Origin of the sequence: Levilactobacillus hammesii DSM 16381 (assembly GCF_001434395.1) — a bacterium.
Lineage (GTDB): Bacteria > Bacillota > Bacilli > Lactobacillales > Lactobacillaceae > Levilactobacillus > Levilactobacillus hammesii.
In genome coordinates this window covers 78,122-90,038 of record NZ_AZFS01000064.1, presented here as the reverse complement: position 1 = coordinate 90,038, position 11,917 = coordinate 78,122, and the positions used below count along the sequence as shown (strand labels likewise).

Sequence of the window (11,917 nt, the reverse complement as noted above, 5' to 3'; positions counted from 1 at the left end):
GCCATCCATTACCCACAAGGTGGATGTTGCCCACCGTTTTCAAAATTCAGTGTGCAATATGCACATCAAGGAGGAAGATCTTCATGAATCGGGATGATTTGCTCTTAAAATCCATTCAATGCACCACTATTGACGAGCTAACGGCCCTGATTGCGGCCTACCTTGACCAAGCCTTGATCTTAGCCGACCAGTCCGGTCACATCATCAGCAGTGGTCAGTCCCCGCTCGCACAGATTCCGATGGATTGGCTTGATCCCACGACTAACGCGCCACGCTACCGGCAGGGTCAACAGGAATTTATTCGCACGATTATCAATCCCATGGCTCTCAACACGTGGTACCTCTTCAGTTCACAATCCAAGGGTTACCCCGTTGCACGCGATCAGATTCAATTGGCCATTCGCGTCATCAATAGCTTCATTGACCGCTACGCCCTTAATCCCAATCAAAGCGAGGTGAACAGCCTCCTGGGAAAACTTCTGACCCAGCCCGAGCAGACCGATACCACCCTGTTGCAACCCTTGCTTGATGAGAAAATTGTCTGCGTCACGGCCACACCACGGGCGGGTGCCACTAATCAGACCGCCTTTATCCAGCAGCTGCGCGATCTGATCGCGCCCCTTCCCTTAACCGAGGATCAACAACGGCTCATCTTTCTGGTAAACGAAGCGGACTTATCCCGGCTCCGACCGCAATTTAAAAGTCTAGGGACGCTCTTCAATCACTACTTTTTCATCTCGGAAGCCTATGAGGATGTTAGCAAGACGGCTGCTTTCCGGGACATCTGTGACCAGGCGGCCAAGCTCGCCCAACAGTTGGGGACGTTGACCGTGGTTAATTCGACGCAAAAATACAATATCTACGTGATTTTGTCGCAAGTGGACAACGCGTCTCTCCTAAAGAATACCATGTGTTCACAGCTGTTATTTCTCCAGAAATACGACCGGCAACACCACAGCGAACTGTTTAAAACGCTCTTCGAATTTCTGGAGAACGACTGCAAAATCAGTCTCACGGCCAATCAGCTTCATTTACACCGCAATAGCCTGACGAAACGCCTCCAGAAGATCCAGGACCTAATCGAAATCAACTTCGAGGATCCTGACAAAACTTTTGGCCTTCGCCTGAGCTATCGGCTCTTTAATTTCTTACAACTCTAATCACGAAAGGATCAATGCGACATGGCGCTCACACAATTAAATCTAGGCAGTGAACTGGGACTGGAAATTCTCCATCAACGGTGGTACGCCTTAGTCTTGTACCAACTCGCACCGGCACCAACGGACTTTATGGATCTGCGGGTCACGGTCCGTGGCATCTCCACCTTTAACCTGTTGCTTCGGCTGAACCACCTCATCGAGTGGGGGCTCGTCGAAACGCTTCCCGAAGACGACTACAGCTACCGATTGACTGCTACCGGCGAGATGTTCCACCGGATTCTCCGAGAATTGGAAGATTGGGGTAATGAGACGTTAGAAAACCAGCTAGCGATCTAATAAGATGGCAGAAAAATCGACTTTTTCAGAACTTTTGAGCTTCTGGAAAAGTCGATTTTTGAGTTGTGGCTTAAGCTGCTTTATTGCCATTCTCATGAAAGCGCAATACTATAAGGGCGCTCATAACAGCATTATTTTAAATCAGCCATCGTGTATCGATTTGGCATATTTCTTGTAAGGGTTTGATTAAGCCCGCTGACAGTGATGTCCAAATTAGCTATGCTAGTTTTGCAATAGAAATGAAAACGAACCCTCACTTTTGAAAGGTAGGTATTTTCATGAAAACTAGACAACACATTTGGACGCGACGTGCGGCAGCCATGCTCTCCCTGGTCGCGGTCACCCTTCCCATGGTCACCAACGTTACCACTGCGAGCGCTAAGGCTAAGCCCGATGTGGCCGCACTATTGAAACCACACAAGGCAAACTATGGTTACTTTGTCGATACATATCAACACAACACCGATGATTTTAAAACACCTACGACCAACCCGGTTATCGGCCTCGTTGACGGCTTTTCTAACTATTGGTCAGCTGGCAAAGCTGTAGATAAAGATATTCTCAACTTGAATCTCCAAAAGACCGCCGAAATCACACAGAATAGAACACCATCAGATTCAACCCGCTCCTTTTTAACCGACCAACAAAATCGGCAGTATGCCACCATTCGTGCACTTGGCCCCTACGCACCAGCATTCATTAAGAATGCCGACGCTAAGACGGCCATCTCAAGCATGCCCGATCAGCCTCTCCCACATCATTACAAATCAAAGAAAGTGACCTGGGCCTCACCTGAATCGCAACTAGGTCCTGTCGTTCAACTAATGAACCTGACCAAGGATTCACCCTTTTCTGGAACCAACGCGGTAAAACACTACTTCGATTTTGTGCGGCCTTATCGGGTGAGCGATACGGTCAAACCTCTGCCTGCACTCGTCAATTCTATGGCAGACGCGGCTAAGGATTCTTACGATTTCCCTAGTGGTCATACGACCGGTGGCTTTGAAACGAGCCTTTCTTTAGCTTATGCCTTCCCCCAACGTTTCCAAGAACTCGCCACACGTGGGTCAGAAGTTGGTTTTGATCGTGTCATTGCCGGTCGTCATACCCCACTCGCAGTGATGGGCGGACGTCTGGTCGGAACCGCAATTACCGCCGCAACGCTCTCCGACTCAAACAACCAGACTTTGATGAAGGATGCTTACCAATCGGCACAATCCGTCGCACTGCTTGGCAGTAAGGACACCAATGCCTCTGACGACTTCTCAGATTACGAAAAGAATCGCGAAGATTACCGTTACCGGATGACTTACGGCTTTGAGCAATCTGGCGATACGCACCAAGCCATGCGCGTTCCCAAGGGCGCCGAAGTCTTGTTGAAGACCCGTCTGCCTTACCTCAATGCTACCCAGCGTCGCGCCGTCCTTTTGACCACGGGCATGCCTTCAGGCTATCCCGTGATGGATGACGCCGAAGGTTGGGGTCGCTTAGATCTCTTCTCCGCCGCCAATGGTTACGGGGCCTTCTTAAACAACGTCAAGGTCAACATGAATGCCAAGAAAGGCACCTTCAACGCCAAAGATACCTGGAAGAACGCTATCAGCGGGACGGGTAAATTGACCAAGGCCGGGACTGGTCAACTGACCCTGAGCGGGGCCAATACCTTCTCCGGTGGCACGGTTCTGCAAGGTGGGACCTTACAAGTTGCGAACACCGCCGCTTTAGGGACCGGAACGGTTAACCTGACCAAGGGTAACCTGAAACTTGCAGCCACTAAGGTAACCGTCCGCGGTCAGTTCCAACAAGGCAAGAAGGCTCAATTAACCCTGAGCCGTGCCGGTCACCTGACCATCAAGAAGACCGCTAAGCTAAACGGTACGCTGAAATTAACCAAGGGTGACTTAAAGAAAGGCGCCAAGCTGATCACCTACAAGAAGCACACTGGGAAGTTCAAGCACGTCCAAGGCTTACCTAAGGGCTGGCACGTAACCTACACACAACACGCGGTTAAGTTGGCAAAATAGCGACAACCGCCGCACATTTATTGGGGGATCGAATCGATTGCGGTTCGATCCCCTTTTATAACTTTAATGCGCGCAAAAACAGCGTCTCCGTTAACTCGGAGACGCCGTTTCATTTGCTATTTATCCACTCTGACTAATCCTTGAACTGAATCTTCACGTAATCCCGGTACAGTGGCAGACTGTCCATCAGCTCATGGTGTGTCCCGTGACCACTGACATGGCCATCCTCAATGAAGTAGATATTGTCGGCGTCAACAATCGTGCTCAACCGGTGAGCAATGATTAATGTGGTCCGGCCCTTCATCAGTTCACTCAAAGCCTGTTGCACCATGGCTTCCGATTCGGAATCCAGGCTTGCCGTGGCCTCATCCAGTAGCAAGATCTTGGGGTCCCGCAGGAAGGCGCGGGCAATCGCCAGCCGTTGGCGTTGGCCCCCACTGACTTTGACTCCGCGCTCCCCCACTTGGGTGTCGAGACCATCCGCCATCTTCCGAACAAAACCATCGGCGGAAGCCAGCTGTAGAACGTGCCACAATTCTTCGTCAGTATACGTGCGATCCGCCCCATAAGTCAGATTGTGGCGAATCGTCCCCGCCATAATAGCGGAATCCTGGCTCACGTAGCCGATTTGCGACCGCCAATCACTGAGATTGAAGTCTTGAACGTCAGCCCCACCAATCGTCACTCGACCGTGTGTAGGGGAATAGTACCGTTCGATCAGTCCAAAGATCGTGGATTTCCCACCACCGGAAGGCCCGGCAAAGGCTACCACCGTGTTGGGTTTCGCCTCGAAATTCACATCACGTAAAACGGGTTGCCCATCGTCCTCGTAGGCAAAATCGACGTGTTCCATAGCCAGCGTTGCGTGGCTAACGGATTGCGCCATTCCAGTGTCTAAGGCTTCTTCTGGCTCATTTAAGAGGTCCCGAACCCGTTCCGTTGAACCGTTGGCCTTTGACAGGTCCGTAAAGAACCGCGCCAAAGTCCCCGCGGGGCCAATGATTTGGAACAGGTACATCATGAAGGAAAACAGCGTTCCCATGTTCATCGTGCCCTCGGATACCCGGACCGCCGCGTAGGCCAACACGCCGACGAAGACTGCCAGCATACTAGCCGTCATGATCGGGCTCGCAATGGCATCGTAAATGGCCTCCCGGAGCCCAATGTGGTAGAGGTCTTGAATCTGTTGCGTTCCGGTTTTCGTTTCGTAACCTTCGGCGTTAGAGGACTTGACCAACCGAATCTCACTCAGCGTCTCGTCCGTTTCGCCGCTGAACGTTGCCATGGCGTCTTGCCGTTGGTGCCCAATCTTGCTCGACTGCCGCATGATGGGGAACATGACCAGCATCACCAGTGGCACGGCGATAAACATAATGGCCGTCATTCGCCAGTCCATCAGTAGCATGATGACCAGCGCCCCGACCAGTTGTAGTAACGACGTGACCATCTGTGGACATGAATTGGCCAGTAGATTCTTGATCTGCATGGTATCGTTGACCAACCGTGACGTCATTTCACCGGTCTTCACGTTATCAAAGTAGCTGACGCGGAGCCGCACCAATTTCTGCCAGAGCGTTTCCCGTAACCGCGCCACGACGTTCTCACCAAAGAACCCCAGCAGCGCCCCGGAAAAGGCACTCACGACCGCACTCACCACAAATAAAATCACGACACCAATCAATAAGGGGCGATTCATCGCGTGGCCCAAGCCGTTAATCAACGCTTGAGCCAGCTTCGGAACGGCCAATTGCGCTCCCGTGGCAATTAATCCCAGAAACAAGCCAATCCAGAGCTGCCAATACTTCGGCTTAGTCTGTCGAATCAAGTGTAAAAAGCCTTTAACATCAAACTTGCCAGATGGCCGTTGCTTGGCGGTCCGTGGCGCTGCAATTCTTCGTTCCATCTCTCTTTGCCTCCGGTATTTCTAAAATTTAAAAGTGAGGACGCTGCCCCATGTCTCGGCCACCCATCCCGGGGTGAGGCCAACCGTGCATGTGTCCCATGAAGTCGCCCCAGTCCAAGTCACCAATCTGATGGGAGAGCTTAGTCAACAGGTGATCGAGTTGCGCCTGTTCGTCAGGGGTTAGCCCGCCAAATAGCTCATCGGCGGTCGTGTCAATGCGTTCATCGTACTGGGCGAAGAGCTCCCGGCCCTTGTCGCTTAATCGTACAATCACGGCGCGCTTGTCAGTTGTGCTGGGAATCCGTTCCACAAAACCCGCATCAACCAGCCGGCTGATCGTGGCACTTACGGAACTGGGCCGAATATCCAGGATTTCGGCAATTTCGGCGTTGGTTAAACCATTGGGCGTTTGAGCCAACACCTTCATTAGCTTTCCCTGACCGCGATTGCCACCTCGAGGGCCGCCATCGCCATGACCACCCATCCCCGCTTGCCGCCCCACGGCCATTAGAAAGGCCCGGTTCTGGAGCAGTTTGCCAAAACTCTTTAATAAATCACGACTACTGTCCGTCATTTAAATTTCCTCCTCGTTTTCTTGATGCTGATTATATTAGCATGATAGTTAGCTTTTGTAAACTAAAACTAACTAAAAACTAACGTTATTTTACGACACCTCAGCTAATCCCAGGCATACCAAGGGATTTCGCGACAAAAAAGGTGATGCCGAATCAGCATCACCCGTTCAATCACGTTATTTAGCTTCGCCAATCACAAAGTAATTTCCCTCAGGATCACGGAAGTTAAACGTCCGCGTCCCGTTATTAACGACGATTTCCCCGGCCGTCGCGAGGCGTTTATGCAGGGCTTCAAAGTCTTCACTATAGAAGATTAAGGACGGCGTATCCCCCAACACCTCTGGCGAATATTGCCGGATAAATGACTTCGCAAAGAAGGACAATTCCACGTTCGGCGCTACCGTGACCACAATATTTTCTGAACCATCAGGTAGCGCGTTCACCTCGACCACCTGAGCAGCTAGTTTCTCCTGCCAGAAATCCACAATCTGTTCCACATCATCCACATACAACATCGTTCGCATCTTTTGCATGGCCCGTCACCTCATTCATTTATTTGGTTACGCCCATCCTATCACGAAAAGAATTTGCCGCCAATCCTAAATTTAACTGGCTATTCTCTGAAATATCGCGTACACTAGGTAATGCAGGCCACGCCTGTCCAGTTGCTCTGTACATTCCAGATGCAACCTATGGATCAACTGGTGCCCTCATCTAGGATTTGATGGGGGCTTTTTTTACGCGCTCATTTTGGTTAATACCGTCACTGGTTACGCTCATACACGAAATCAATTCTAATAAAACTATTTTATTGAATTAACTAATATATTTACCAGAGACTTAGTGGTACTATAAAAGTAACGAAGGGTGTTAAAGACTGTCACTAGGGGCAGTAGACGACCACGCGTTTTGCCAATCTTTCAGAGCGACTTACATAGATATTCGACAAAATTTCAAATCAGTGGCCATTCGCAAATTGAGCAATGGGGGAATTGAGATGTCTAGAAAACAATATCAGCAACGGTTAAGCGGCACCACCAAGGTCAGATTCAAGCTTTACAAGTCAGGGAAACTCTGGCTCGTGAGCGGACTGACCACGGTATCTTTGTTAACGGGATTGACTTTGGTTGGCACGATGCCGGTTCATGCGGCGACTGTGTCCGCGAATGAAGCCGCTTCCGAGTCATCCAATCAACCGGCGGCGCCATCTAGTTCCGCTACGTTGACTTCAGGGAATACGACGCCTTCCTCACTCAATAACAAAGATAGCGATTCATCTAACACTGGCGCTAATGACGCTGCTACTAACGTGACTAATCCAAATGGGAACACGTCATCTGATTCGGATAAGGACAACGCTGCCAACTCCAATGATAGTGGCCTTAATGATGGTAGTTCTAATGATGACAATTCTAAGGATGCTAATTCTCATGATGGCAGCTCCAGTGATGCTAACGACGCTTTGACTTCATCTAATTCCACTGCCCCTTCAAAAAGCGACAGCCAACCAGACAATCAAAAAGTGATCGGCAGTCAAGATAAGGATAATACTGACCTGAACCTTGATGAAAAATACGCGCCTGATGATTCACCCCTTAGAAATCTTGACACGCCCAACATCTCAGAGTCTTTACTCTCAGATGTCAAAGAAGCTCAAAATGCGTCACAACCATTTATAGCCGAAGATTTACTGCTCGATGCTGACGCTTCAAACGCTGTCACAACCGACGCAACACCAACCACAACAGTTTCGCCAGTAGCGCCTACATTGAACTACACGCCTAACATTGGAAATTTCCGAGTCACCGTTGATGGTGCTACCAGTTATGCGCTCTATGGCGCAACTGCCAGTGTCACTGTTCAACCCTACAGTACAACCAACTATGATGGTAGATCCCCCATCCGCACCGTTACTGGAGATCAACAACTCTGGGGATTTTACATTATTCTGCCTAACGGCGTTACCGCAAATCTATCTGACCTTCAAACATCAGCTAAACAATTCTGTATAGGTTTAAATGCAGATGGAAACATCAGCAATCTGACAAGCTTAGACGTTTACCAGCTTGCAAGTACTAACGACGGTCGTGAAGTCTTTTATTTCCGACCAAATGACGGTGCCGTAATTGCTTCTCAAAGTAAGCCCGATGGTACTAAACTTCATTTACTTATCACCACACCTTCCGCAAGATCCGGGATAAAATCAGTAACCATTAATGCGGATACGGTTAAGAGCTTTGACAGCAACGCTACCAGTCAAAATACAGCCATAACACCGTTAAGTACCGCTGATCGACTAAACCTGGCCGTACAAAACGATATTTTGTTTTATGGTCAATCAGACACCGCTTTAACAGATCCGTTTCATTACGCCGCCCTTCCTTGGCAAGACTTCAGTTCAGATCCAGATAACCCTTACCCAGACAACTATCTTGTCGGCACAATTGGCTATGCAACTGCAACTATCCCTAAAGGTAAAACTAACTATGTCCTTACCAATTGGTCCAGTACATTGACCTATGTGAATGTTCAGGCCAAAGACACCTACAATGTGATTAATAAGGATACCAATAAGACCACTAAATTTACAATTAGTGGAGCCACTGGTACCCCCTATAGCCCACTTACCGAAATCTCTAAAAATACCGGCTACACAAGCACTGGCTATCATTTCTCACTAGATCCAGATACTTTTTCTGCTCTCCCAACCACAGCCGTTTACAATCCTACGATCGCTGACCTGAAAAGTTCCGATGATCCGACTACTTTTATCGCTACGGGTCAAAACTACACGGTTTACGTGAGTGCTCTCCAGACGGACTTATCCACTAAACCCTCCACCCTAGTTGCTGGCGCTGCCAATCGTTGGACCCCCAAAGACAATTTAACCAAAGCCTCAGATGAAAACGGTGGTACCATTTCCGTTGGGAACGGCATTACCATGACCACTGCGGACGGCACACCCGTCACAACTAGTGATCCCAGTAGCCTAGTCAATACAGCGAAGGCCGGCACCTACACGGTCTACTACGCCTACACGGATGCTCAGGGCAATCAAACCGTGGTTCCAGCAACCATCACCGTCTTACCAAACTACAGTTCAATCTCCGTAACCCCCACTTTCAAATCATCAGCGTCTACCGCAACGACCTGGGATCCTGCAGCCAACCTCACCAGCTACACGGACACCCGACCAGATGGCACAGCCGCCGATCCCGTGACTGACGCTACGGCATTGGCTAAGGCCCTTGCCGATGGCACGATCAAGGTAACGTACGCCTACCAGAAGACGGCCGCCGACCCAGTAAGTGCCAGCAACGGGGTTAATCCGCAAGTTCCTGGCATTTATACCGTCACTTACACGTATACCGACACCAATGGGCAAGCTGTGACGGCCACATCCATTGTCACCATCACGGCGGCAACGCCTTCGGGCACCACGACGCCGGACACTACGCCCACAACAACTGAACCCACCACCGTCCCCGGTAAAACGACACCCACGATCTCCAAGCCCGCCAAGGTGACGCCTGCTATCATTGACGTTCAGCCACCAATCTGTCGTACGGCAAAACCTGGTTACGTTATTGTAAAAACGATTAGCACCAAGGAACACTTCAAAAAGACGGCTACAACCACCGGCTATCGCTACCGCCAAGGCGGGGACACGGCTTGGGGACAAGGACAAGCCCCATCCACCGGGTTCTCATCTGAAAGCAACGGCTATGGAGACAGCAACGGTTACGGGAACCGTAATGGCAATCATGGCGCGGCAAACGCGGCAACATCCCTGACCCTCCCCCAAACCAGCGATGCTCACCCATCCTGGACAAGTCTGGTGGGACTGAGCCTGCTTGCCTTCCTCGGTCTCCTCGGATTCCGTCGTAAGCAGGACTAAGACACTCAAACAATTATCCGCAAAAAGGTTCATGACCAACGCCACTCATGGCGCAGATCATGAACCTTTTTGACGTATTCTGGACTGTTTCAGTTGTCCTTGCTTTGCTCATTTCACTCCCGTATACTTCTGGTTAACGACTCATTCACAGTTCGATATCATGCCGGATTCTCCTAGGAAAGTCACAAGCTTCCCTGTCAGTTATCATCGTTTCCCGGCACCAAAAAAGGTTCGCTAACGCCCCGCCAAGTGGCACGTTTCGCGAACCTTTCTGTTACATCTTTTTAAGACTAGTCTTCCAAGTACTGCTTCGTTGCAGCCACAATATCTTGCAGCCCAACCTTAGCATCGGAGAAGAACATCTGCGTGTTATCCAGCGAGAACAGTGGGTTTTGGATACCAGCGTACCCAGTACTCATTGACCGCTTGATGACGACGACGGACTTCGATTTATCAACATCCAGGATAGGCATCCCAGAAATTTCATTCCCACTTTCACGAGCCAGTGGGTTGGTAACATCGTTCGCCCCGATAACCAAGGAAACATCGGTACTTTCAAACATTGGGTTGGCATCATCCAACTGCTTCATCTGGTCATAAGGCACGTTAACATCGGCCAGCAGCACGTTCATGTGTCCTGGCATCCGCCCGGCAACCGGGTGAATGGCGTAGTTAACGTTGATGCCCTTTTCCGTCAAAACAGTGGCCAATTCGGCAACTTCATGTTGCGCTTGCGCTGCGGCTAACCCATACCCAGGAACGATCATGACGTTCTGAGCGTAGGCCAGTTGCAACCCGATATCATCGGCAGAGGTTTCCTTAACATCAACGGGTACATCTGGACCAGCACCACCACTGTCACTGTCACCAGTCCCAAAGCCACCGGCTAAGATATTGGCAACGGAACGGTTCATGGCTTCGGCCATTTGCAGCGTCAGGATCGTCCCGGCAGCCCCAACTAAGGCACCGGCGATAATCAAGACTTGGTTATTGATAACGAACCCGGCAAAGGCAACGGCCAAACCGGTGAAGGCGTTCAAGAGTGAAACGACAACCGGCATGTCGGCCCCACCAATTGGTAAGGTCATCAGTAGCCCGAAGATCAAGGCCATTACCAGACCTAGAACCACGAACCAGATGTTGGTTGGCGTTGCCAGCATGAACCAGGCAGCGACCAGCATCCCTAAGACCACGATAATGTTAACTATTTTGGCACCAGGGAAGGTAATCGGTTTCCCAGGTACTTTCCCAGACAATTTTCCAGTCGCAATCAATGATCCGGAGAAGGTAATCCCCCCAATGATCACATCAAGGAACACAGGAATGGAGAACGCGAGGCTTAAGGCGACCCCGTCACCCTTCAACAGGTAATCGAAGATCCCGATAACGGCGGCAGCACCACCACCCACGGCGTTGAACAGACTGACCAATTGTGGGACGTCGGTCATTGGCACCTTACGTGCTTTGACGACCCCATATGCGATTCCGACTGCTAAGCCGGCGATGAGGACAATCCAACCAGTAGCAGTAATCTTACCATCGGCCACGACTTCGATAATAATCATAATAACGGCCATAAACATACCGATGGCGGAGAGTCCATTCCCTTTACGAGCGGTCTTTGGCGAACGCATCATGTGCACACCCAAGACGTAGCACACCGCGGAAATTAAGTAAATTAAAGAGGCAATCGTTTGTAGGGTACTCATTTAGAATCATCCCCCTCTGACTTTGCTTTTGGCTTACGGTCAAACATCCCTAACATCCGATCGGTAACGGTATAACCACCCGCCACGTTGATCGCCGCAAACACAGCGCCAAAGAACGCTAACGTGTAGAACACCCAATTGTTGGCTTCCGCTGCAATGACGAACGCCCCGACGACAACAACACCATGAATGGCGTTGGCCCCGGACATCATAGGGGTTTGCAGTGTGGCTGGGATTTTACTCATAACTTCAAAACCAACCAATAAACTCAGGACAAAGATTGCGAGATTCGTAAATAGTTCCTCACTCATC

9 protein-coding genes are annotated in these 11,917 nt (G+C 50.2%); 4 read left to right on the top strand and 5 right to left on the bottom strand.

The window, feature by feature from the left end; all coding sequences use genetic code 11:
* The first annotated feature begins 83 nt into the window (after positions 1–83).
* The 3 genes from FD28_RS10810 (at position 84) to FD28_RS13550 (ending at position 3,520) form a co-directional block, all read left to right on the top strand.
* Entirely contained in the window at positions 84–1,160 is a 1,077-nt protein-coding gene (locus FD28_RS10810; RefSeq protein WP_057735062.1) for a helix-turn-helix domain-containing protein, read from the top strand.
* A gap of 21 nt (positions 1,161–1,181) precedes the next feature.
* Positions 1,182–1,496, top strand: coding sequence for a winged helix-turn-helix transcriptional regulator (locus tag FD28_RS10805; protein WP_057735061.1), 315 nt, complete (start codon positions 1,182–1,184; stop codon positions 1,494–1,496).
* Between the two features lie 278 nt (positions 1,497–1,774).
* Positions 1,775–3,520 (top strand): phosphatase PAP2 family protein, encoded by a 1,746-nt coding sequence (locus FD28_RS13550; RefSeq protein ID WP_057735060.1) that lies wholly within the window; start codon positions 1,775–1,777, stop codon positions 3,518–3,520.
* A 133-nt stretch (positions 3,521–3,653) separates the two neighbouring features.
* On the opposite strand, the gene FD28_RS10795 is transcribed toward FD28_RS13550, so the two are convergent.
* The 3 genes from FD28_RS10795 to FD28_RS10785 all read right to left on the bottom strand — a co-directional run bounded on the left by FD28_RS10795 (position 3,654) and on the right by FD28_RS10785 (position 6,531).
* Positions 3,654–5,423, bottom strand: coding sequence for an ABC transporter ATP-binding protein (locus FD28_RS10795; protein ID WP_057735059.1), 1,770 nt, complete (start codon positions 5,421–5,423; stop codon positions 3,654–3,656).
* Positions 5,424–5,451: 28 nt separating this feature from the next.
* A complete protein-coding gene (locus tag FD28_RS10790; protein ID WP_057735058.1) occupies positions 5,452–5,997 on the bottom strand; it encodes a MarR family winged helix-turn-helix transcriptional regulator in 546 nt (181 codons plus the stop codon).
* A 177-nt stretch (positions 5,998–6,174) separates the two neighbouring features.
* On the bottom strand, positions 6,175–6,531 hold the full coding sequence (locus FD28_RS10785; protein WP_057735057.1) for a VOC family protein: 357 nt from the start codon (positions 6,529–6,531) through the stop codon (positions 6,175–6,177).
* Between the two features lie 464 nt (positions 6,532–6,995).
* Here FD28_RS10785 and FD28_RS10780 point away from each other — a divergent pair, with 464 nt between their 5' ends.
* Positions 6,996–9,896, top strand: coding sequence for a KxYKxGKxW signal peptide domain-containing protein (locus FD28_RS10780; RefSeq protein WP_057735056.1), 2,901 nt, complete (start codon positions 6,996–6,998; stop codon positions 9,894–9,896).
* A gap of 290 nt (positions 9,897–10,186) precedes the next feature.
* Here FD28_RS10780 and FD28_RS10775 read toward each other — a convergent pair whose 3' ends face one another.
* The gene (locus FD28_RS10775) at positions 10,187–11,605 is read right to left on the bottom strand and encodes an NAD(P)(+) transhydrogenase (Re/Si-specific) subunit beta (RefSeq protein ID WP_057735055.1); all 1,419 of its coding nucleotides are present in this window, start codon (positions 11,603–11,605) and stop codon (positions 10,187–10,189) included.
* Positions 11,602–11,916: an NAD(P) transhydrogenase subunit alpha part 2 gene (locus FD28_RS10770; protein ID WP_057735054.1), complete on the bottom strand. Its 315-nt coding sequence runs from the start codon at positions 11,914–11,916 to the stop codon at positions 11,602–11,604. Before FD28_RS10770 ends, FD28_RS10775 begins: the two co-directional genes overlap by 4 nt.
* Position 11,917: the final 1 nt, after the last annotated feature.